Consider the following 23770-nt stretch of genomic DNA (forward strand, 5'->3'; position numbering starts at 1 on the left):
TTTGAATGCTACAAAAACATACAAATGAAAATTGTTATATCTCCTGCGAAATCTCTGAATTTCGAAAAAGAATTACCAACATCTCAATATACTGAACCTTCTTTTTTAAAAGAAGCCCGCATAGTTCATAAAGAAGTAAAACAAAAAAAGCCAGCTGAATTATCAGAATTAATGTCAATTTCAGAAAAATTGGCCGATTTAAACTGGAAAAGAAATCAGGAATGGAAAACACCTTTTACACCAGAAAACGCGCGTCCGGCTGTTTATACTTTTGATGGCGATGTTTATACAGGTTTGGATGCTTATACAATTCCGTTAGAAAAATTGGATGTTTTACAAGATAAACTTAGAATTCTATCCGGACTTTATGGCCTTTTAAAACCGCTGGATTTAATGCAGGCTTACCGTTTAGAAATGGGAACAAAAATGCCGGTTGGTGAATATAAAAATCTTCACGAATTCTGGAAACCAACGATTACAAAAGCTCTAAATAAAGAATTGAAAAAGGATGAGTTATTTGTGAATTTAGCAAGCAACGAATATTTTTCGGCTGTTGATGTAAAAGCTTTAAAAGTGCCTGTAATTACTCCTGATTTTAAAGATTATAAAGACGGGAAATTAAAAATGATCAGTTTCTTCGCTAAAAAGGCGAGAGGAATGATGGTTCGCTACATTATTGATACAAATGCAGAAACGATTGATGACTTAAAAGGTTTTAATTACGACGGTTATCGTTTTGATGCCAATCTTTCTAAGGGAAATCATCTAGTTTTTACAAGATAGGTTTTTTTGAAGGAGCAAAGGTGCAAAGTAACAAAGGTTCAAAGGTTTTCTAAAAGAGTCTTAGACTCGAAACATATTGTAGACAGGGATTTCAATCCCTGTAGATTTGACAAATTTTCACATCGAAATAATCATAAAAAATAAACGCCGAATTCTAATATTGAATTCGGCGTTTCTGCGTATTATAAAATTATTATTATTATTAATGCATTGCGTCGGCTGCACTAATTTTGTTCTTCCCTTTTTTGATAAAGAGAATAATCGGTATGCAACATAAAAACATAATTCCCAGGTACATGAAAATATCCATATAAGCCATTACAGTACTTTGTTTCAAGACTGAATATTCAATGGCCTGATAGGCTTTTTTCAAGGCAACATCGGCACTATAGCCTTTGGCCATAAAAGCATGCTGCATTCCTGCAATACGCTGTTGCACTTCAAATTTGGCAGGATCTAAATTGTTAATCAGATCTACTCTGTGCGACTGACTGAAACGTGTAATGAAAGTGGTAATAATCGCGATACCAAAAGATCCGCCTAATTGACGCATCATTCCTGTAAATGCTGCACCTTCACCAATTTGTTTTCCTTTCAGAGTAGAAAGAGAGAGCGTTGTAATAGGAACGAAAAGTAATCCTAAACCAATACCTCTTAAAATTAATGGCCAGTACATATGTTCGACACCTGTATCTGGTGTCATACGGCTATACATCATAAAGGTAAAGAAGAAGAAAACTAAAAATCCAACTCCTACCATGTAACCTTGCGGTACCCCTTTCTGAATCATATTACCAACAAACGGCATCATGATCGCCGTTGTAATCGATCCTGGAATTAATAATAATCCGGCATCAGTTGCAGTCCATCCTAAAATTGATTGTGTATAAATCGGGATAATTAAGGTTGAACCGTATAAACCAAAACCTAGGATAAAACACATTACGGTTCCAATTCGTAAGTTTCCATCTTTTAAAACACTTAAGTTCACAATTGGATGTTTATAAGTAAGCTCTCTCCAAATAAACAAAACCAATCCAAGAACGGTAACAACACTTAAGGTTACGATTAAAGAATCATTAAACCAGTCGTCTTGTTGTCCATGTTCTAATACGAATTGTAGAGAACCAATAAAAGCGCTCAACAAAATAATTCCCCACCAGTCAACCTGATTGGCTTTTAATTTCTCACCATATTTTGGACTTCTTACGAAAGTCAATGCCAAAATTGTAGCAATAATTCCTAAAGGAATATTGATGTAAAAGATATAAGGCCAGGAATAGTTATCTACTAAATATCCTCCTAAAGGCGGACCTAAAGTTGGGCCTACGATTACCCCCATACCATAAATAGCCTGAGCCATACCACGTTTTGCAATTGGATAACTTTCGGTAATAATGGTTTGAGCGGTTACAAGTAACGCGCCTCCACCCATACCTTGTACGAAACGAAAAGCTACCAGTTCCCATATATTTGAGGCATTACCACACAAAAAAGAGCAGACCGTAAATATTATGATAGAAGCCACAAAATAATTACGTCTTCCAAATTGCTGCGATAGCCAGCTCGTCATTGGTATTACAATAACATTCGCGATTGCGTATGCTGTAATTACCCACGCCACATCAGTCAAAGTAGCACCAAGGCTTCCTCTCATGTCTGTAAGCGCTACGTTTACAATCGTGGTATCTACAATTTCCAACAAAGCACAAAGCACTGCTGTAATCGTGATGATGACACGTCTGAAACCGTATTCTACTAAATCGTCGTCTGCTTGTACTGCTGTTGCCATTTATTTTATTTCAAATGTACGTCTACATCAACATTCATCCCCGGACGTAATAATTTAACTTTTTCTGGATCGTTTGATGGATCTAAACTAATTTTCACTGGTAATCTCTGAATTGTTTTTACGAAGTTACCTGTTGCGTTATCAGGAGGTAATAAAGAGAAACGTGATCCTGTAGCAGGAGAAAAAGAAGTTACAATTCCTTTAAACTCATAGTTTGGATATGCATCTACTTTTAAACTTACTTTTTGTCCCACAATCATTTTGTTTAATTGTGTTTCTTTAAAGTTAGCAACAACCCAAGCCTCATTATTATTGATAATATAAAATAAAGATTGTCCTGGTTGAACTAATTGTCCTGGCTGAATGTCTACTTTAGAAACCTGACCATCAATAGCAGCAGTAACAACTGTATAGCTTAAATTTAAATGCGCAACATCCAACATTGTTTTTGCTTTTTTGATGTTTGCTGCAGCCACTTCAGTTTGTTTATCAGAAACTTTAGATTTTGACTGAATAACCGATTTTTGGTAAGAACTTGCTCTTTGTTGTTGTTCTAAAACACGTACTTGATTTTCAGCTTCTTCTTTTGCAGTTAAAGCCTGCTCATATTGTTGTTTTGTAATAGTATGCGTTTTGTACAAATTATTGTAGCGGTTATAATCGTTTGTAAGCTGTCTCAATCTAATTTTAGCACTTTCGATAGAACCACCTGCAGATTTCATTTGAGCATCTGAAACTGAAATACTTGCATATGCACTTCCAATATCCGCTTTTGCAGCTTCAAATTGTCCTTCTGCACCTAACAAAGCAGCATTTGCTTCATCAATTTTTAATTGATAATCTCTCTTGTCGATTGTAAATAAAGTATCTCCTTTTTTTACAAAATCATTATCTTTCACATAAACTTTGCTGATATATCCTGATACTCTCGGAATAATCGGATTCATTTTTTTCTCGATTTGAGCATCATCCGTTTCTTCGTGTGCCTGAGAGTGTAAGTATTTTGATATTCCGTAAGTTCCGCCCACTAAAACCAAAACGGTTAGTATGATGATGAATTTTTTATTTGTCTTTTTCTTTTCCATGAGAGCTATCGATTATATTTTAGAAAGATTGAATGATTGAGATAATTGTCCTGAGACTGAAAGTAATTCGTAATATTTTTGAATAATAGTTGCTTTAGATAAAGCGGTTTGGATTTTGGCGTTTAAGTGTTCAACGTCAGCTTCTACCAAATCATTGGTGTCAGATAAACCATTGTCAAACTTGTCTTTTACAAGTCTGTAATTTTCTGCTGCCTGCTCAAGTGCTTCCTGATAAACCACACTTTGATTAATAGCTAAATCATAATCTTCAATAGATTTTTGAACTTCAACTTTAATGCGGTCCGTCATAATAGCTTCAGAATTTTTTACTTCCAAAGCTTTGCTTTCTGCTTCTTTAACATGAACGTTGTTTTTTAGAATTCCTGATATGTCATAAGACAAACCAATTCCAAAATTCATTGCATATTTTACAGTTACAATATCTTTAAGATCAAAAGCTGTATAGCCGCCAAGTAATGACACTGAAGGATAATATCCTGCTCTTGCAATTTTAACATTAGCTTCAGAAGCTTTACTTTGAAGTCTGATAGCTTCTAAGTCTTTTCTGCTTTCAAGCGCAACAGCATCAGAAGTTGGTGCATTACTGGTTTTTAAATTGAAGAAATCGTCTTCATTTACCTGAAGTTTTACAGAAGGGTCTAACTTTAATAATGTAGTAAGATAAAAATTGATATTATTAATATTATTATTCGCTTCATCAATAGATAATTGTGTTTTAGAAACTAATAATTGTGCTTTCAATAAATCATTTCTCGGAATAATTCCGTTTTTCTCCAACTCTATAAAGTCAGTAACACGTTGTTTAGCGCTTTTTTGATTTTCGTTTAAAACATCCAAAGTTTTTTGAGCTTTGTATAAAGCAGTATAATAAGTAACTACTTTTAAAGCGACATCTTCTTTAGTTTTTGCAGCATTAGCACTTTCTGCTTCGTATAAATTATCATACGCATCAATGCTGTTCTGAATTTTAAATCCGGCAAAAATTGGTAAACTTAAATTAGCCATTCCAAGCATTGCTCTGTCAGGAGATGCCAATGAAGCGCTTTCTCCCTGATTTGGCATATCAATTGATGCTTTTGTAAGACGTTGATATTGTCCCGAAACTTTGATATCCGGATATTGATTATTTTTTACGGTTTTTAGTTCGTATTTTTTTGTGTTTACCTTAGTATTGGCAAGAGTAACTTCGTTACTTTTTTCCCAGGCCATTTTAACGGCTTCGTCCAAGGTTAAACTTGTTTTTTCTTGTGCTTCTATTGAAGATATTCCGATAAAGAAAACTCCAAAGAGCATTAATTGACTAATTTTCATAAACAAGTAGCGCTTTTATAGTTTGTTGAATGTGCTTTGTAAGACTGGTTCTAATGTAATTGTTAAACGATTCTTCTGTTTTTAAATTCAATAATTCTTCAAAGAAAGATCGATTCATGTGAAAATGAAAAAAGGTTCCAATGATGGTAGGCGTAATAAGCGGAATGATAACATCTTTTCTAAAGACTCCCTGAGCCTGACCCTGAGTAATAATACTTTCGACAGATTTTAGATTTCCTTTTTTTAATTCGGTAAAGGCAATCATACTTTTCTCTCTCTTTTTACTATTAAGTTCAAAGTGTAATACTCTGTAAATCCCTTTGTTAAGGCAAATTCTGCTAATGTAAATTTCGATTAATTTATTGACTTTTTCAAGAGGTTGAATGTTTTCCTGCAATAAATTTTCGAGTTGTAATTTTAAATCAGAAGTTTTGTAAAGAATTAAAGCCTCTAATAATCGCTCTTTTGAACCAAAATAATACGAAACCATGGCAATGTTAATTTTTGCCTCTTTTGAGATATCCCGTATCGATGTACCTTCAAATCCTTTTTCAGAAAAAAGCTTTTCTGCAACTTCTAGAATCTGAATTTTTTTATCGTTTAATTCGATGTGTGACATGGTATTGTTTCTAATCGGATACAAAATTAAACAGTTGTTTAATTTAAACACTTGTTTAATTTTATTTTAACACAATATTAACATAAATCGGTTTCGATAATTTATGTTAAATCGTGCATTAATTAGTTAAAATAAAAAAGCTGAAATACTAAAGTATTTCAGCTATATGAGCTTGTTTTGTCATTCTGAGGAACGAAGAATCACACTAGAAATTCCGCAAACTATGTCGCCAATCTTTATAGAGTTACGAGTGTGATTCTTCGTTCCTCAGAATGACAAACGATATGCTTATTGGGATTTATTTATCGAATCTCCCCAATAAACTCGGCAATTTTTCCACTTCCGCTTTCGCTTAAATGTTTGATAAAAGCGCTTCCGATAATAGCACCTTTTGCATATTTTGTTGCCTGATTGAAGGTTTCTTTGTTTGAAATTCCAAAGCCAACAATTTGAGGATTTTTCAAATTCAGATTTGATATTCTTTCAAAATATTCTTCTTGAACATTTCCGAAACCGCTTTGAGATCCTGTAACACTTGCAGAACTTACCATATAAATAAATCCGTTTGAAACGCTGTCAATAAAACGAATTCTTTCATCTGAAGTTTGAGGTGTAATCAAAAACACATTGATCAATCCGTATTTTTCAAAAATAGCTTTGTATTCATCAGCATAAACATCAACCGGAAGATCTGGAATAATTAAACCATCGATTCCAATTTCAGCACATTTTTGGCAAAACGCTTCAACACCGTATTGTAACATCGGGTTAAAATAGCCCATAATAATTAACGGAATTTTTACGCTTTCGCGGATGTTTTTCAGCTGGTCAAAAAGAATTTGAGTAGTCATTCCGTTATGAAGTGCCTGTGTCGAACTGGCCTGAATAGTTGGTCCGTCTGCCAAAGGATCACTAAATGGAAGCCCGATTTCGATTAAATCGACTCCGTTTTTTTCTAAATCCTGAATAATCTGCACGGTATCATTTAAGTTCGGATATCCCGCCGAAAAATAAATAGAAAGTATCTTTTTATCTTCTTGTAATTTTTGAGTTATTCTGTTCATTTTTAATATCTTTTATTTTTCCTGCAAGGTTTTCAAAACCTTGTAGGTGTTTTTTGTTTACGTAATTTATTTTCATACCTACAAGATTTTGAAAACCTTGCAAGAATCTAAAAAGTAATAATCTTACTTGTCCAATTATCATTTTGATTATCGACCAATAATAATCCAGAATCCGAATCGTTCATTTGTCCGACTAATTCTCCTTTATTGTTCCAAAAAGCACTTTTTCCGCCCGAAGAATATCCCCAAGATTCGCCACTAAAATTCGACATCAAAACATTCATTTCATGTTTTTGAGCATAGTTTTGCAAGTCTCTGTAAGCATTCGGAATTCCGTTTGGCGAAAAGAAAATACTGGCAATATAAATATCAGTTTCTCTTTTCTTAGCATTTTCCGGATGCAGCGGATTATCAATATCAGCACAAATTGCAAATGAAATATTCTGATCTTTAATCGTAATCATCGGATTATAATTAAAAGAAGATTGGAAATATTCATCTTCACCTTCATGCAAAAATTGCTTGGTGTAAATAGAAACCGAATTATCAGGAGAAATAACAAATTCTCCAATAAACATTTCCGCTTCAACCTGAATTGGAGCGCCGGCAACAATGATAATGTTGTGTTTTACTGCCAGTTCTTTTAAGTGTTCAATTCTCGAATCATCTTTTGTAAAAACTAATGATGCAGCATTTTGTCTTTCGTACCCCGTAATAGATAACTCTGGAAATACAACTAAATTGGCTCCATTATTCGCCGCCAATTCTACAAGATGATAATGATCTAATAAATTAGCATGTATATCTTCTCGTTTTGGTTTTGTTTGCGCTGTAGCTAAAATCATTTTTTGATTATTAGTTTTCGATATAAATCCAGGCTATATCTCCCGAATGTAAAGTTACTTGAACTCTTCTGTAAGCATTCGATTCAAATAAATCTACTTTTGCCAAATCTGAGGCTGAAACATTGAACACAACACCATGTATTACGTCTGCGGGGTTTTCGCTGGGAATTACAACAACGTAATCTGCCATTCCAAATTCTTCTTCTATTTTTAAACTTTTGAGTTTATAACCCAGTACCTGATCTGCTGTACCGGTTAATACTCTATTAAAAATTTGCCTTTGAATTTCTTTTGATCTCAATGTTCCGTAAGAGAATAACTTTTCCATAAAGTATTACAATTTAAAATATTCGATATAATTATCTAAATCTTTATCACCACGACCTGAAAGGCTGATTACCACAACATCTGTTGGTTTGAATTTTTTCTGATCCAAAACTGCAAAAGCGTGTGCACTTTCAATCGCGGGAATAATTCCTTCTAGTTTTGTAAGCTGTAAACCTGCATTCATTGCATCATCATCTGTAACAGAGAAAAATTCTCCACGTCCGGTTTGTGCTAAATGCGCGTGCAAAGGTCCAACTCCAGGGTAATCTAGTCCGGCAGAAATCGAATACGGTTCCGTAATCTGTCCGTCCGGAGTTTGCATTAAAAGGGTTTTACAACCGTGAATAACGCCTACTTTTCCTAATTTACTCGTTGCCGCACTATGTCCGCTATCTACACCTTTTCCGGCAGCTTCAACAGCAATGATTCCAACTTCCGGTTCATGCAGAAAGTGATAATAAGTTCCTGCGGCATTACTTCCTCCACCAATGCAAGCTACAACATAATCCGGATTTTCACGCCCTTCTTTTTCTTTTAACTGCCATTTAATTTCTTCTGAAATAATGCTTTGAAAACGGGTTACCATATCCGGATAAGGATGTGGTCCAATTGCAGATCCAATAATGTAATGTGTATCAACCGGATTATTAATCCAGTCACGAATTGCTTCGTTTGTAGCATCTTTTAATGTTCTTGATCCTGAAAGTGCAGGGCGAACTTCTGCACCCAGCATTTTCATACGGGCTACGTTTGGCGCCTGGCGTGCAATGTCAATTTCGCCCATGTAAACGATACAGTCTATTCCCATTAGAGCACAAACTGTTGCTGTTGCTACACCGTGTTGTCCGGCACCAGTTTCGGCAATAATTCTCTTTTTGCCAAGACGTTTCGCAAGTAAAATTTGTCCGATGGTGTTATTAACTTTATGCGCTCCGGTATGGTTTAAATCTTCTCTTTTTAGATAGATTTTGGTATTGTATTTTTCAGATAAACGATTGGCAAAATACAGTGGACTAGGGCGACCAACGTAATCTTTTAGCAATTGATTGAATTCTGCTTTAAAATCCGGTTCATCCATAATACTTAAGTATTTCTGGCGTAATTCTTCTACATTCGGATATAACATTTCGGGAATGAAAGCTCCTCCAAATTCTCCGTAATATCCTTTTTCGTTGACGTTAAAACTCATTTTTTTAAAGTTTAAAAGTTTACAACTTCAAATTTGCGTTTGAAATTGCTTAATAGATTTTTATTTTTTAACCCCGGTTCGATTTCAAATTTACTATTTATATCGACGGCATAAATGGGTAAATTGCTTTTTGAAATTTCTTCAATGGCTTTTAATTCGTTCATTCCGATTCCGCCGCTCAAAAAGAAAGGTTTTTTGGAATTGTATTTTTTTAATATGGTCCAGTCGAAAGTTGTACCGTTTCCGCCAGGTAATTTTCCTTTGGTGTCGAACAGAAAATAGTCACAGACATCTTCAAAAGGTTTTATAATTTCGAAATCAAAATTCTCATCTGCTGAAAAGACTTTTATAATTTCGATTTTTTCAGCTAACTTATTTTTGAGATCTGAACAAAATTCGACAGATTCATTTCCGTGTAACTGAACGGCTTGTAAGTTGTGTTTTATAACTTTTTCCAGAATTTCCTCCTGACTTTGATTTACAAAAACGCCAACTTTTTTAGTTGTACCAATAAGTTCCGGAATTTCTCCGTTACAATATCTCGCGGATTTTTCCCAGAAAATAAATCCCATATAATCGGGTAGGAGTGCACCTACTTCGAGTATGTTTTTGGGATATTTCATGCCGCATATTTTGAGTTTCATTTTTTTTGGTGCTTTAAGCAATAGCAGTAAGCTTTAAGCTCTTTGCTTTGTGCTGATTTTTTTTGATGCTTTTTTAGCTTTAGGCAATAGGCTTTAAGCTTTTAGCTTGATGTTGATTTTTTTTTAAAGGCTTTTATTAAAAGCTTAAAGCCTACAGCTTACGGCTTACAGCTGACTGATAAAGTCAACAGCTGCTTGCCCTGCGTTGTCGGTTTTCATGAAGTTTTCTCCAATTAGGAAACCTTTGTAACCGTAAGGTTTAAGTTCCTGGATCGCTTCGATAGATGAGATTCCGCTTTCTGAAACTTTTACAAATTCATCCGGAATCTGTGACGCCAGTTCTTTGCTGAAATCCAGACTTACTTCGAATGTTTTTAGGTTTCGGTTGTTTACGCCAATCATATCTAAAGTTGGCATAATTGATTTTTCCAGTTCTTCCTGATTGTGAACTTCTAATAAAACTTCTAAACCTAAGCTTTTTGCGAATTCAGATAATGATTTGATTTCTTCACGGGTTAAAACCGCAGCAATTAATAAAATCAAATCGGCTCCATGTGCTTTTGCTTCTAAAATCTGATATTCATCTACAATAAATTCTTTTCGCAACAGCGGAATATTTACTGAAGCCCTTGCTAAAAGTAAATCGTCAAGTGAACCTCCAAAATATTTTCCGTCTGTTAAAACCGAGATTCCGCAAGCGCCTGCATTTTCATATCCTTTTACCACTTCTTCAACCGTAAAATTATTGTTGATAATTGATTTTGAAGGAGAACGACGTTTGTGTTCGGCTATAATTCCGGAATTACTATCTCTTAAATTCTGACTAAGAGATATAGTTTGTTTTCCAAAAAATACTGAAGCTTCTAGCTGAGAAACCGGAATGATTGATTTCTTTAGAATTACTTCTCGTTTTTTGTCTATAATTATTTTATCTAAAATATTCATTTTGTGTTGTTTCACGTTTCACGTTTCATGTTTCAAGTTGTAGAACGTTCAAAACAACCTGAAACCTGAAATTTGAAACAAATTTTAGTTACTTAATTCTTGTAATTTCTTCAATGCCTGATGCCCTTTTCCAGAAAATAAACTTTCTTTGGCTAATTCAAATCCTTCTTGTGGAGAACATTTGTTAACTGTTGCGATTGCCATTGCGGCATTGGCACAAACCACATTATTTTGGGCTTCATTTCCTTTTCCGGAAATGATATTGGTAAATATCTCTGCTGATTCCTCGATTGTTGTTCCGCCTTCGATTTCACTTTGTGCTAATAGTCGAACACCAAAATCTTGTGGATTCAGCATGCCTTCCATATGGCTTGTGATGATTTTTGTTGGTCCTGTTAAAGAAATTTCGTCGTAACCGTCAAGTGAATGCAGGATAGTAAAATTTACGTCGGTATTTTGATATAGATAAGCATACATTCTTGCCAATTCTAAATTAAAAACACCAACCAATTGATTTTGTGGAAACGATGGATTAACCATTGGTCCTAACATATTGAAGAACGTTTTTACAGCTAATTCTTTTCTGATTGGTCCAACATGTTTCATTGCAGGGTGGAATAAAGGTGCGTGTAAAACACAAATTCCGGCCTGATCGATGCATTTTTCTAAGAAGGAAGCTTCATTACTGAATTTAATTCCCATTTTTTCCATTACGTTGCTTGATCCTGAAATGGAGGAAACACCATAATTTCCGTGTTTGGCTACTTTTATCCCGGCGCCGGCGGCGATAAAAGAGGCTAAAGTTGAAATGTTGAACGTATCTTTTCCGTCACCACCTGTTCCGCATAAATCGATTGTATTGTAAGCTGATAAATCAACGCGGATGCATAATTCTAATAAAGCTTCGCGAAAGCCTGAAAGTTCGTCAATCGTAATGCTACGCATCATAAATACAGTCAAAAATGCCGAAATCTGACTCGGATTATATTGACCGCTTGAAATATTAATCAATACGTTTTTGGCTTCTTCTTTAGAAAGCACTTCGTGATTGATTAGTTTATTTAATATTGTTTTCATTTTTTTTAAGATTCTAAGTTGCTAAGGTTCTGAGATACTAAGTTTTTTGTTTCAGGTTTCGGGTTCTGTGCGAACTTGAAACTTATAACTTGAAACGTGAAACTTTTTTCAATGTTCATTTCCTTGATAAATCCACATTGGCTCTGTTTTTCCGGCTCTTTCAAAACCGTTCTTTTTATAAAAATCAACTGATTTTCCGTCAGCTGTGAGCATTTGCATGTGAAAGTGTTTGTACTTCTCCTGCATTTTATCCAAAATCAATTTTCCAATTCCTTTTCCCTGATATTCCGGAAGCACCAATAAATGTGGATAATAAACGGTTAAGAATCCATCGGAAATTGCATTTCCAAGTCCGATGAGCTTTTTGCCTTCCCAAGCCGTTACTAATGTTTCCGAATTTAAAAGACCATTATATAGTTCGTTTGGTTTACTTGCTGAACTCCATTCGTTTGCTTTGTATAAGATTAGAATGTCGTCAATACTTATTTCTCGGGTTTCTGAAATTGTTATTTCCATTGATTTTGTTTTTGGTTGTTTCATGTTTCAAGTTTCACGTTCCAACAACTTGAAACTTGAAACATGAAACAAAAGTTTTTTTAACTGTTAATCCAGTTCTCTAAAATCCTTTTTCCATTTGGAGTCAGAACACTTTCCGGGTGAAACTGAACGCCTCTAACATCATAATTTTTGTGTCTTAACGACATAATTTGTCCGTTTTGGTCTATTGAAGTTGCTTCTAAAACATCCGGCAAATTGGCATCTACAACCCACGAATGATATCTTCCCACTTCAAATTCGTTTCCTAAACCTTCAAATAAAATTTCATCTGAAACTACCGTTTTTACATTTGTTGCAACACCATGATAGACTTTATCAAGATTTGAAAGTGTTCCGCCAAATACTTCACCAATAGCCTGTTGTCCTAAACAAACTCCCAAAATGCTTTTTGTTGGACTGTATTTTTGTATTACCGCTTTCAGTAAACCTGCTTCATCAGGAACTCCTGGTCCCGGAGAAAGTAATATTTTTTCGAAAGAAGCGATTTCGTCGATATCAAATTCGTCGTTTCTGTAAACAGTAACTTCGCAATTTAAATCTTCTAAATAGTGCACTAAATTATAAGTGAAACTATCGTAATTGTCTATAACTAATATTTTTTTCATTTTTTCTTGAGGTTCTAAGTTGCTAAGGTTCTGAGATTCTAAGTTTCATTAACTTGACCCGAGCGATAGCGAACTGGCGAAGCAAACTTGAAACAAAGAAAACCTGAAACTAAATTTTTATTTTTCTCGAACGTACTTTTCAGTAATGATTCGGTTAATGCCTAATTTTTCTACTTTTTCGATTCCTTTTTGAATAAGTGTATCATTTTGAACTTTTACAACAAATTCAAATTTGTTATTTTCCCATTGTCTATTATTAAAAAACTCCAGGTTTTCAGTATAAATACTGTCCTTTAAAGTATATTTTCCGCCTCCGCCAAAAAATACTGCATTGGTTGAATCTTTACCATTATTTAAATCATGATTAAAAAAAGCAAAATGGGAATCGTTTATAATTTTAATCATTTTTGTTTTTGAATTGAAAGTCGAAAAAGTAGAATCTTTTTCGGTTGTTTCGGCAGATATTAGGCGCCAGGTTCCTTCAATAGGGTTTTGCTTTTTATCTGAATTACAAGATGTCATGGTAATGATTAAAATTAAAATAGATACTGCTTTTTTCATGGTTTTTATGGTATTTATGGTTTGTTGTTAATTGTTTCAAGTTTCAGGTTTCAGGTTTGCTTGGCGTTCCAACAACTTGACCCGAGCGATAGCGAACAGGCGAAGCAAACTTTAAACCTGAAACAAAAAAAACTTATATATTTTCTGCCATTTCCAGGGCTGTGTTTAATGCTCTTAATTTATTATAAACTTCCTGCATTTCGCTTTCTTCATCAGAACTTGCTACGATTCCGGCTCCCGCCTGACAATGTAATTGATGATTTTTAGAAAGGAATGTTCGAATCATAATAGCGTGATTAAAGTTTCCGTCAAAATCCATTACACCAATTGCTCCTCCGTAGAAATTACGATTTGTTTTTTCGTAATCTTCAATCAATTGCATTGCTCTGTGTTTTGGCGCTCCGCTTAAAGTTCCTGCCGGAAAAGTATCGGCAACTACCTGCATGGTTGTCGCTTTATCATGTAAATGTCCGGTCACTTTTGATACTAAATGAATTACGTGAGAGAAAAACTGAACTTCTCTATATTTCTCTACATTTACATCATGTCCATTTCGGCTTAAATCATTTCTGGCCAAATCAACGAGCATAACGTGCTCGCTGTTTTCTTTTTTATCTTCTGATAATTCTTTGGCTAAAAGCGCATCTCGTTCATCATTTCCGGTTCTTTTAAAAGTTCCGGCGATTGGGTGAATTTCGGCTTTTCTGTTTTTTACGATAATTTGTGCTTCGGGCGAAGACCCAAAAATTTTGAAATCTCCATAATCAAAAAAGAAGAGGTAAGGAGATGGGTTTATACTTCTTAAAGCGCGATAAACATTAAATTCATCACCTTTAAAACCTTGCGTGAAACGACGTGACAGAACCAATTGGAAAACGTCTCCTCTAAAACAATGTTTTTTTGCCAAAGCTACATTGTGTTTGAATTCTTCATCGGTTAAATTAGAGTAGCCTTCACCTTCTTTAGTAAATTTATATAGAGCAATATTTCTGGATTGTAATAGTTGTTCAATTTCCGAGATATTGTTTCTGTCATCAACACTATGGCAAAAAATGTACGCTTCGTTTTTGAAGTGATTTATGGCAATGATGTTTTGATAAACGGCATAAAACATATCCGGAATTGAAGTTGCAGTATCTTTTTTTGCAATTGAAACTTTCTCAAAATAACGAACAGCATCATAAGAAATGTAGCCAAATAATCCGTTATTAATGAATTTAAAATCGTTTTTCTCTGATTTAAACTGATTCGAAAATTCCTGAATTACTTGAGGAATATTTGTTGAAGCATCTATAGAAATTGTTTCTGATGTTCCGTCAGGAAATGTTTTTGAGATTACTTCATTTTCTATTTTGATTGTTGCAATAGGGTTGCAGCAAACATAAGAGAAACTATTGTCATTTCCGTGATAATCACTACTTTCTAGTAATAAACTATTAGGGAATTTATCTCTTATTTTAAAATAAATACTTACTGGCGTAATGGTGTCAGCCAGAATTTGTTTGTAGTGTGTGTTTAGTATAAAAGGTTTCAAAGTATGTTGTTTTTAGGTTTTAATATTTTCGTTTAAGTTTTGACCAAAAAAAAAGGCTTGTCGTGATGACAAGCCTTTTATATTTATAGTTTTACAGTACCATAGGAAGCTTCGTTCACGACGTTTGACGTAAATTCTTCCACCACCAAGTATTGTTCATTAATGTTTTCATATCTTATTTTGTTATGACAAAGATATAAATGTAATTTGAATTAGAATACATAAAATTTCAAAAAAAACTTTTTAATTTTTCAAAATTTGTTAAATTTTAAAATACAGAAGTACTACAATGCCTTAGTTTCCAATGGCCAGCGTGTTGTTTACATTTATTCTGAAATCTGGATTTCCTTTGATATTTGGAGACGTAAAAAGCTCGGTATTTTTGTTTTTGGTATATTCGACCCCATTACTTGCACTGTTGTAATAGTTTTGAATTGATGCATTACTAGCTGATGATTCACTTGTAATTCCGCCATTGCAATTGTTCACGATTATGTTTTTAAAAGTAAGTTTGGCGAGATTTACATCTCCGTTTCCAATATTTCCTTCCAATAAAACAAATGGTGTAAAACCGGAAACTATACTATTAGATAAATTAAAGAGTGTGTTTTCTCTAACATATACAGACTCACGAACTAATCCCTGATTGTTTTCTTCAAGATTTATCAAAGTAATGTTGCTGGCGTTAATTTTAGTCAGCTTTTTTGACATATCAGTATTACTGATTTTATCATATGAATCCACTTCAAAACATCTTGAACCAGAAATATCAGATGAAAAAGGATGACGAATCGCAATACTGTTATTAATGTTGATTTGTGCACCTTGTGTAAAATCAAAATCATCATCTGTAGTTCTGTACGATACTAAGTTGGTCATGTTTAAATCGCCACCATAACATTCGAAAGAGTCATCATTTGAAAAACTAATTTGTATGTTATTCAATACCGTTTTTCTTCCAACCCCAGCTAAAGAAAGGCCGTTTAATTCTTTTAAAGAACTTAATTTTCTTCCGGCAAATTCTATTCTTACATATTTTAATATTCCGGAATTGTCGTCGGCATCGGCACCACCATAATGATTTAGCATTGGTTCCAGATCAAAAGGTAAAATATGAATACCACCAAGCGTATTTATTGGAGCTTTTCCAAGAACAATAATACCGCCCCAATCGCCTGGTTTTCTTTGTGAGATTTCTTTATTTGAAGTAAAAACAATAGGGTCTGTTTCTAAACCTTCGGCCATAATTTTTGCACCGTTTGTAATAACAAGCGTTCCACAGCTCTTATCGTCACCGCGTATTACCGTTCCCGGTTCGATTGTTAAAACGGCATTATTTGTTACGTACACAACCCCAACTAATTGATACGTGTTACGTTTTAATAACTTGGTGTCTTTGTCAATCGTTCCTGCAATTATATTAGTAGCTTCATTATATTCTGTATTGGCAGGTTTAAAATTGGTCCAGTTGGTCATCCAGTTATTTGTACCAATAATTCCTTTTTGCTGTTGAGCATTAAGAAAAAAACTGCTTAATAGAGTAAATAAGGCAACAAGTATTTTTGTTTTCATAACTATAATTTTAATTTCTAGTTTTTGATTTTTTTTAAGTTCCTCAAAATTAGAGGCTCAATGTTAATCAATACAGCTATAGTTATTATGAAAGCGTTATTTTAATATTAAGAACGTTATGTTTTTGAAAATAAAGCAAAATAAAAAATCCCAATAGATAATTCTATTGGGATTTTTCTTATATATGAATTAGTAAGCCTGAAATTAGAATTTTAAAGCTACTGTTAATTCGAAATCATCATTGATAGTTTTGTCTCCTAAGTTTTCGAAGAAGTTACCAGAGTTGTATTTGATATCGTATTTAGTTCTGTCAACTTTGAATGCAGTTGTTGCAGTGTTTCCAGCTACAGTAATATCAAAAGTTACCGGTTTAGTGATTCCTTTAATAGTTAAATCAGCAGTTACAGTATAAACGTCAGTTGCTTTAGCTCCGATAGTTTTGAAAACTAATTTTGCAGTTGGGAATTTGTCAGTTCCAAAGAAATCGTCCGCTTTTAAGTGACCGTTTAATTTCCCTTGGTATTCTCCAGTTAAGTCAGTAGCAGTTAAAGAAGTCATATCAACAGTGAAAGAACCACCAGTTAATTTTTTTCCTTTGAAAACTACAGCACCATCTTTAAAGTTTACAGTTCCAGAGTGCTCTCCAGTTACTTTTTTACCTACCCATTTGATAGAAGACGCTTTTACGTCGATTTTTTTAGTTTGAGCGTTTACTGAAATACTAGCCGCTGCTACGAATAATGCTATTGCAATTGTTTTTAAATTTTTCATGTTGTTAAAATTGAAATTTGATTAATAAAATAATTATAGAGTGATAAATAATTCTTCTTGTGATTTTCTAACTTTTTTGTAATGTTGAGTGTCGTCCTCATCATGTCTGTAACCTACAGTTGCAATAACTGAAGCGTTTAAGCCTAATTTATCGAAACCTAAGATTTCGTTGAATTGTGCAGCATTGAAACCTTCCATTGGTGTAGCATCGATTTTTAATTCGGCAGCAGCTCCTAATAAGTTTCCTAAAGCAATGTAAGTTTGTTTAGCAGTCCAGGTGTTTTTTGCATCACCTGATAAATTTCCAACTACATTTTTCATCATATCGCTGAAACCTCCTAAAGCATCAACAGGAACACCTCTGGTTTCGCTGATATTTGAGATATATTTGTCTACAGAAGCTCCGTCAAGAGTAACATCGCTTGCAAAAACAAATAGGTGAGAAGCGTCTGTAATTTGAGTTTGTCCCCACGCAGCTCCTTTTAATTGTTCTCTTAATTCCGGATTTTCAACAAGAACCACTTTGTATGGTTGTAATCCGTATGAAGAAGCGCTTAGTCTAACAGCTTCTTTTAAAGTATTTAAATCAGCATCAGAGATTTTTTTTGCTGCATCAAATTTTTTTGTTGCATATCTCCAATTTTGACTTTCTAAAAATGTGCTCATAATATTAATTTTGTTTAGTTCGGTACTTTTCTAATAATTGATTTAATAATTCTAATTCTTCCGGGCTTATATTCTCGGCAAATACGCGCTCATGCTCATCTACCTTCGGATCTAATTCCTTTAAAACGTCTAGTCCTTTTTGCGTAATCAAAACCTCAATTTTGCGACGATTATCAGGGCAGACATTTCGTGTTACGAATTCTTTCAGTAATAATTTATCAACTAATCGGGTTGTGTTACTCGTTTTAGCTAACATACGTTCTTGTATCACACACATATTAGCAGGATTTCCTTTTTGTCCTCTTAATATACGTAGTACATTATATTGTTCTCCGGATAAATCATACGGTTTAATCAACTCGTTGAAATGATCCTGAATCACATTTTGTGTGTACATGATATTCAGAATAACTTTTTTCGCATTATCCATCTTAACTGTACTCTTAATAACCTCTTCAATTGTCATAGTCGTAAGTGTATAATTTGTATATACAAATGTATAACTTTTAATAGTTGTATATACAAGTGTTGTGTTAAATTTTTGTTAATTGAATTAAAGTAAAATTATAACTATACAAATCCTATATAATTAGGGTAAATGTAATGCAATTTCTTTGATTTAAAATAGTGTATTAATGATATTTAACGATTGATTAAAATGAAAAATCTCTTGTGAAGAATTGAAACACTTTAAGACCAGGAATTAAAAAATATAAAACCTCATATTAATAGGGGCGTGCCACCATCCTGATAAGAGGGCAAAACAACTTTGCGCCTATACGCCCTCTTATCAGGATGCTGTCGGGCTATCCGCACTGCTTCGGCAGTCAGCTTCTATCCCTCACGCGAGCCGAATATCATTAAGTTAATAGATTTTTGATTGTAGAATAAAGGTTTTTAAATTCGGATTTTGTGTTGATAAATAAAAAAGATACTTTTTTCAGGTGTTTTGATTGCCCTTTGTATTTGTTTTAAGTATTGAATTTCTCTTTATTAAAATGCGTGATGCTCGTTCTGTCAGGAAATGTAAATTTATTTTGTTGAAACTAATAACTCCCTAACATCGACATCTAATATCTCTGCAATTTTTCGTAAAATTTCGATACTTGGTTGAGCATTATTGTTGCAATAATTCGTTACCACTACATAACTTTTTTCAATTTTTTCGGCTAGCCATGTTTGTGTTCGTCCTTGTTCTTTTAATACTTCTTTGATCCTGTTCATTTGAATATTAATCATTTTTTATAATACTATTTAGTATAGAAAATTATTGTCAGTTAATAACTTTTTTTAATTGTGTTAAATTATGATATAAAAATGTATTGTAAAATATTGTATTTTATTATATATTTGTATCGTAATTCAATATAAAAGTCATGAAGACATATACTAAAGCAAATCTTGAACAGATAGTTATGATGCAGTTGGAAAACCTTAATGCTATGAACGATTTATTATCTATAATGAAATTACAGAATGAATTACTGCACAATGCCAACAAAAAATTAAAAGATGAAATTTCTGAGTTTAAGGAAAAATGTTTTAAATATTCCAATGGTAAACGAAGTAACAAATAATGACATTGCATACGAACCATAATATGATAAAACAACAGTCCGATCCTGAAACTTCAAGATAGGGACTGTCGAGTTTACATTAATTAAGCGCTAAGTACAAAGCAGCTGCTAAACCAGATCCAATTACAGGTCCAATAATCGGAATCCAGGCATAGTTCCAATTACTACTTCCTTTTATAGGTAAAAGCGCATGCATAATTCTTGGCCCTAAATCCCTAGCCGGATTTATGGCATAACCTGTAGTTCCTCCTAAAGATAAACCAATTACCCAAACCAATATTGCTACGGGAAGCGCTCCAACAGTTCCCAAACCAATTGTGGCATCAGAATCTGCTGCGATTTTTAAACTTGGTCCCGCAATATAAAAGATTGTAAAAATTAAAACGAAAGTCGCAATAATCTCACTAATTAAGTTTGATACATTATTTTTGATTGCCGGCGATGTCGAGAAACAGGCCAATTTTGCACCTTCGTCTTGTGTTGCTGCAAAATGATCTTTGTGAGACAACCAGACTAAAAATGCGCCTAACATTGCGCCAATCATTTGAGCGAAAACATAGGAGGGAACTAAATTCCAGTTAAATTTGCCAATCAGTGCCAGACCTAGCGTAACAATAGGGTTTAAATGCGCACCACTAATTGGCCCGGCAACAGTTACGCCTACAAAAACTGCAAATGCCCAGGCAGTGGTAATAACAATCCAGCCAGAATTGTTTCCTTTAGTGTCTTTAAGGACAACGTTTGCGACAACGCCATTGCCTAATAAAATCATTAGCATTGTGCCTAAAACTTCGGCTATAAAAGGAGTCATATCTTTGTTTTTTAGTTTTATTCTTCAATCCAGTTCGATGCCCGGCCAACAGCTCTGTCCCAATTTCTCACAAGTGAGTTTACTTCGGCTTTATCCATTTTTGGAGAAAACACTTTATCTATAGACCACTGTTCCTGCAAATCGTCCATGCTTGACCAATAACCTACAGCAAGTCCCGCTAAGTAAGCAGCTCCCAAAGCTGTCGTTTCTAATATTGTTGGTCTGGTCACTGTAGATCCAAAAATATCCGACTGAAATTGCATTAATAAATTATTTGCGGCAGCCCCTCCGTCAACTCTTAATTCTATTCCTTTATATCCAAAATCAGCTTCCATAGCTTTAAGTAAATCATTTACCTGATAAGCGATTCCTTCTAAAGTTGCTCTGGCAATATGAGCATTTGTTGTACCTCTGGTTATTCCTACTATTGCGCCTCTTGCGTATTGATCCCAATGTGGGGCTCCGAGTCCGGTTAATGCCGGAACAAAATAAACACCACCGTTATCCGGAACACTGCTGGCTAAACTTTCAATTTCATCCGATCTGCGAATCATCTTTGCTCCGTCTCGCAGCCATTGTACAGCAGCACCTCCAACAAAAACACTGCCTTCTAAAGCATAAGTAGTCTTTCCGTTAATTTTCCATGCTATTGTAGTCAATAAGTTGTTGGTGGAGAAAATTGGTTTTTCCCCCGTATTCATCAACATAAAACAGCCCGTTCCATAAGTGTTTTTAACCATTCCTGAATTGGTGCATAACTGACCAAAAAGTGCCGCTTGCTGATCCCCGGCAACTCCGCTAATTGGGATTTTTGTTGAAAATAGAGTAGTACTCGTTTCTCCATAAATCTCACTGCTCTGTTTTACTTCAGGCAACATTGCTCTTGGAATATCAAATAAGGCTAATAATTCGTCGTCCCAATCTAAGGTATTGATGTTAAATAATAACGTTCGACTTGCATTAGAAACATCCGTCATAAATAATTTACTACGCGTTAGTTTCCATATTAGCCAGGTGTCCACAGTTCCAAAGCACAGTTTTCCCTGTTCGGCTTTTTCGCGGGCACCGGCAACATTGTCCAAAATCCATTTTACTTTAGTTCCCGAGAAATAAGCATCCAGAATAAGCCCCGTTTTTTTCTGAATCATTTCAGTATGTCCTTGCGCTTTCAGTTCATCACAGTATTTTGCTGTTCTGCGGTCTTGCCACACAATAGCATTGTAAATAGGTTCACTGGTTTCACGATCCCAGACAATTGTAGTCTCACGTTGATTTGTGATTCCAATTGCGGCGATTTCTCTGCCCGAAATTCCAACTTTTGCAATTACCTCTGCCGCCACACTTACCTGAGAGGACCAGATTTCGTTTGGATCATGTTCTACCCATCCCGGTTTTGGAAAAATTTGCTCGAAAGGTTTTTGAGAAATACTAACGGTTTCTCCTTTATGATTGAAAACAATGGCTCTGGAGGAAGTCGTTCCCTGATCCAGTGCTAAAATTAATTTATTCGGCATAGTTTATATATTCTTTAGTTAACCCGTTGGGTGTAATTATTTTCAACACATAGAAACATAGATTTATTTTAGATATTAATAAGAAGATTTTAAAAAGAAACTAGTTTCTAACACATAGCCTATGTTTGTTAATGCAAGTGAAACGACTTTTTTGAGCTTTGTAAACTATGTTTCTATGTGTTAAAAAGTATTTTTTTAATTTCACCCAAAGGGTTTTAGTTAGTAAAAGTCTATTGAAATTCTTTTAAAAGAAAACCTCTCGAGATTCCTTTAAAATTCGAAATCTCCTTGTGTATCCAGGCTTCGTCATGTCCGAGTTCTTTTGCCAGTAATCGCGCCACTTTTTCTGAGGACTCAATTGCAGCTCTCGCATCTAAGAATAATAAACGTACACGTCTTGCCAAAACATCATCAACAGTTCTCGCCATTTCATATCGAATTGCCCAAACAACTTCGGCCATAGTAAATTCATGATCCGTATGAAGTTTCTCTTTTAATTCGGGGTTGTTTTTTTGTAATTCAAGTATTTCAGGAATATCAGAACCATAGATATACAAATGATTCATTCGATCCTGATTTGTAGTAATCTTATGTCCGTGAATTTCAAGATGTTCCGTATTACAAGCTTTTTTAGGTAATTTGCCTGTACGGATTGCTTTATCAATTATGTCTTCAGAAATTTTTCTGTAAGTAGTCCATTTTCCTCCCGTAATGGTTATCAATCCCGTTTTTGAAACAATAATTTTATGACTTCTTGAAACTTCTTTAGTGCTTTTCCCTTCTTTTTCCGGAGCTGCTAAAGGGCGTAAACCTGCAAAAACAGATAAAACGTCGGCTCTTGTTGGTTTTTTAGCCAGAAAACGTTGAGCAGTTTCCAATACAAATTGAATCTCACTTTCAAGAGCGATAGGTTCAAGACTGTGTTTTCTAATTAAAGTATCAGTCGTTCCTACTACAATTCGATTGTGCCACGGAACCGCAAATAAAACGCGTCCATCGCTTGTTTTAGGAATCATCAAGGCATGTTCGCCGGGTAAAAATGATTTATCAAAAACAAGATGAATTCCCTGACTCGGTACAATATATTTTTTATATACAGTATCGTTTAGTTTCATGATGGCATTTGTAAAAACGCCCGTTGCGTTAATTATGGCAGAGCCTTTTATTTCGTACTTATCACCCGTTTCATGATCTATTGCCTCTACACCAATAACTTGGTTTTTATCATCTTTTAATAAATGTACAACTTTAGTATAATTTAAAATACAAGCTCCTTTTTCTATCGCAGTCTGAGCAATATTTATGGCTAAACGAGAATCGTCAAATTGTCCGTCATGATAAATAACACCACTTACTAAATTTTTTTGTTCAACGGCAGGAAGCATTTCGATTGTTCTTTTCTTCGAAATATATTCTGAACTTCCTAAACTTAATCGCCCTGCAAGGAAATCGTATATTTTTAATCCGATGGTATAAAATGAACCGCCCCACCAATTGTAATTTGGGATTACGAAAGATTGATTTTTAACTAAGTGCCCGGCATTTTTTGCTAGTAATCCTCTTTCTTTTAAAGCTTCTCTGACCAAATGAATATCACCTTGCTCTAAGTAGCGAACGCCACCGTGAACTAATTTGGTACTTCGGCTGGAAGTTCCTTTAGCAAAATCTACTGCTTCAAGTAAAATGGTTTTATAGCCCCTGCTTGCGGCGTCAAGTGCAGTTCCAAGACCGCTTGCACCACCACCAATTATAATAACATCCCATCTTTCAGTATTCTTTAATTTTGACAATTGCTCTGAGCGTTTCATATGGCAGCGATTTGTTTGTTTTTTGTAAGATAACATCTTGTATTGTAAACTTAATGAAACTTAATGAAAGTAAAATGAAGAAATGCTCTTA

General features: G+C 34.4%; 25 protein-coding genes. 2 read left to right on the forward strand and 23 right to left on the reverse strand.

The window, feature by feature from the left end; genetic code table 11:
- Window positions 1-24: 24 nt before the first annotated feature.
- Complete coding sequence (gene yaaA / locus KHA98_RS10950) at window positions 25-783, forward strand: peroxide stress protein YaaA (RefSeq protein ID WP_213257968.1); 759 nt, start codon at window positions 25-27, stop codon at window positions 781-783.
- A gap of 202 nt (window positions 784-985) precedes the next feature.
- Here yaaA and KHA98_RS10955 read toward each other — a convergent pair whose 3' ends face one another.
- From KHA98_RS10955 to KHA98_RS11050, 20 genes are all read right to left on the reverse strand, one after another.
- Complete coding sequence (locus KHA98_RS10955) at window positions 986-2575, reverse strand: MDR family MFS transporter (RefSeq protein ID WP_213257969.1); 1590 nt, start codon at window positions 2573-2575, stop codon at window positions 986-988.
- 5 nt (window positions 2576-2580) lie between these two features.
- The gene (locus tag KHA98_RS10960) at window positions 2581-3660 is read right to left on the reverse strand and encodes an HlyD family secretion protein (RefSeq protein ID WP_213257970.1); all 1080 of its coding nucleotides are present in this window, start codon (window positions 3658-3660) and stop codon (window positions 2581-2583) included.
- 12 nt (window positions 3661-3672) lie between these two features.
- On the reverse strand, window positions 3673-4992 hold the full coding sequence (locus KHA98_RS10965; protein ID WP_213257971.1) for a TolC family protein: 1320 nt from the start codon (window positions 4990-4992) through the stop codon (window positions 3673-3675).
- Window positions 4982-5611, reverse strand: a complete 630-nt coding sequence (locus KHA98_RS10970; RefSeq protein WP_213257972.1) for a TetR/AcrR family transcriptional regulator — start codon at window positions 5609-5611, stop codon at window positions 4982-4984. Before KHA98_RS10970 ends, KHA98_RS10965 begins: the two co-directional genes overlap by 11 nt.
- Window positions 5612-5913: 302 nt before the next feature.
- Window positions 5914-6675 carry a tryptophan synthase subunit alpha gene (trpA, locus tag KHA98_RS10975; protein ID WP_213257973.1) on the reverse strand — a complete coding sequence of 254 codons (762 nt, stop codon included), beginning with the start codon at window positions 6673-6675 and terminating at the stop codon, window positions 5914-5916.
- A gap of 107 nt (window positions 6676-6782) precedes the next feature.
- Entirely contained in the window at window positions 6783-7520 is a 738-nt protein-coding gene (locus tag KHA98_RS10980) for a carbon-nitrogen hydrolase family protein (protein WP_213257974.1), read from the reverse strand.
- 10 nt (window positions 7521-7530) lie between these two features.
- Window positions 7531-7848 (reverse strand): gamma-glutamylcyclotransferase family protein, encoded by a 318-nt coding sequence (locus tag KHA98_RS10985; RefSeq protein ID WP_213257975.1) that lies wholly within the window; start codon window positions 7846-7848, stop codon window positions 7531-7533.
- Between the two features lie 6 nt (window positions 7849-7854).
- Window positions 7855-9036, reverse strand: a complete 1182-nt coding sequence (gene trpB, locus KHA98_RS10990) for a tryptophan synthase subunit beta (RefSeq protein ID WP_213257976.1) — start codon at window positions 9034-9036, stop codon at window positions 7855-7857.
- An 11-nt stretch (window positions 9037-9047) separates the two neighbouring features.
- Window positions 9048-9680 (reverse strand): phosphoribosylanthranilate isomerase, encoded by a 633-nt coding sequence (locus KHA98_RS10995; RefSeq protein WP_213257977.1) that lies wholly within the window; start codon window positions 9678-9680, stop codon window positions 9048-9050.
- 165 nt (window positions 9681-9845) lie between these two features.
- On the reverse strand, window positions 9846-10625 hold the full coding sequence (trpC, locus tag KHA98_RS11000) for an indole-3-glycerol phosphate synthase TrpC (RefSeq protein ID WP_213257978.1): 780 nt from the start codon (window positions 10623-10625) through the stop codon (window positions 9846-9848).
- An 84-nt stretch (window positions 10626-10709) separates the two neighbouring features.
- Complete coding sequence (gene trpD, locus KHA98_RS11005; RefSeq protein ID WP_213257979.1) at window positions 10710-11702, reverse strand: anthranilate phosphoribosyltransferase; 993 nt, start codon at window positions 11700-11702, stop codon at window positions 10710-10712.
- A 108-nt stretch (window positions 11703-11810) separates the two neighbouring features.
- A complete protein-coding gene (locus tag KHA98_RS11010; protein WP_213257980.1) occupies window positions 11811-12218 on the reverse strand; it encodes a GNAT family N-acetyltransferase in 408 nt (135 codons plus the stop codon).
- Between the two features lie 80 nt (window positions 12219-12298).
- Window positions 12299-12865, reverse strand: coding sequence for an anthranilate synthase component II (locus tag KHA98_RS11015; RefSeq protein ID WP_213257981.1), 567 nt, complete (start codon window positions 12863-12865; stop codon window positions 12299-12301).
- A 117-nt stretch (window positions 12866-12982) separates the two neighbouring features.
- Window positions 12983-13426 (reverse strand): hypothetical protein, encoded by a 444-nt coding sequence (locus tag KHA98_RS11020; protein WP_213257982.1) that lies wholly within the window; start codon window positions 13424-13426, stop codon window positions 12983-12985.
- Window positions 13427-13559: 133 nt separating this feature from the next.
- Entirely contained in the window at window positions 13560-14960 is a 1401-nt protein-coding gene (locus KHA98_RS11025; protein WP_213257983.1) for an anthranilate synthase component I family protein, read from the reverse strand.
- 294 nt (window positions 14961-15254) lie between these two features.
- A complete protein-coding gene (locus KHA98_RS11030) occupies window positions 15255-16532 on the reverse strand; it encodes a hypothetical protein (RefSeq protein WP_213257984.1) in 1278 nt (425 codons plus the stop codon).
- Between the two features lie 204 nt (window positions 16533-16736).
- Window positions 16737-17303 carry a YceI family protein gene (locus KHA98_RS11035; RefSeq protein ID WP_213257985.1) on the reverse strand — a complete coding sequence of 189 codons (567 nt, stop codon included), beginning with the start codon at window positions 17301-17303 and terminating at the stop codon, window positions 16737-16739.
- A gap of 33 nt (window positions 17304-17336) precedes the next feature.
- Window positions 17337-17969 carry an NAD(P)H-dependent oxidoreductase gene (locus KHA98_RS11040; RefSeq protein WP_213257986.1) on the reverse strand — a complete coding sequence of 211 codons (633 nt, stop codon included), beginning with the start codon at window positions 17967-17969 and terminating at the stop codon, window positions 17337-17339.
- Window positions 17970-17973: 4 nt separating this feature from the next.
- Window positions 17974-18435 (reverse strand): MarR family winged helix-turn-helix transcriptional regulator, encoded by a 462-nt coding sequence (locus KHA98_RS11045; protein ID WP_213257987.1) that lies wholly within the window; start codon window positions 18433-18435, stop codon window positions 17974-17976.
- Between the two features lie 566 nt (window positions 18436-19001).
- Window positions 19002-19193, reverse strand: a complete 192-nt coding sequence (locus tag KHA98_RS11050) for a helix-turn-helix transcriptional regulator (protein WP_213257988.1) — start codon at window positions 19191-19193, stop codon at window positions 19002-19004.
- 152 nt (window positions 19194-19345) lie between these two features.
- On the opposite strand from KHA98_RS11050, the gene KHA98_RS11055 reads away from it, so the two are divergent.
- Window positions 19346-19546: a hypothetical protein gene (locus KHA98_RS11055; RefSeq protein WP_213257989.1), complete on the forward strand. Its 201-nt coding sequence runs from the start codon at window positions 19346-19348 to the stop codon at window positions 19544-19546.
- 79 nt (window positions 19547-19625) lie between these two features.
- On the opposite strand, the gene KHA98_RS11060 is transcribed toward KHA98_RS11055, so the two are convergent.
- From KHA98_RS11060 to KHA98_RS11070, 3 genes are all read right to left on the reverse strand, one after another.
- On the reverse strand, window positions 19626-20357 hold the full coding sequence (locus KHA98_RS11060) for an MIP/aquaporin family protein (RefSeq protein ID WP_213257990.1): 732 nt from the start codon (window positions 20355-20357) through the stop codon (window positions 19626-19628).
- Window positions 20358-20374: 17 nt separating this feature from the next.
- A complete protein-coding gene (gene glpK / locus KHA98_RS11065; protein ID WP_213257991.1) occupies window positions 20375-21871 on the reverse strand; it encodes a glycerol kinase GlpK in 1497 nt (498 codons plus the stop codon).
- A gap of 230 nt (window positions 21872-22101) precedes the next feature.
- The gene (locus tag KHA98_RS11070) at window positions 22102-23679 is read right to left on the reverse strand and encodes a glycerol-3-phosphate dehydrogenase/oxidase (RefSeq protein WP_213257992.1); all 1578 of its coding nucleotides are present in this window, start codon (window positions 23677-23679) and stop codon (window positions 22102-22104) included.
- Window positions 23680-23770 lie beyond the last annotated feature (91 nt).

This window comes from Flavobacterium branchiicola, from assembly GCF_018383905.1.
In the GTDB taxonomy this organism is placed as follows: domain Bacteria; phylum Bacteroidota; class Bacteroidia; order Flavobacteriales; family Flavobacteriaceae; genus Flavobacterium; species Flavobacterium branchiicola.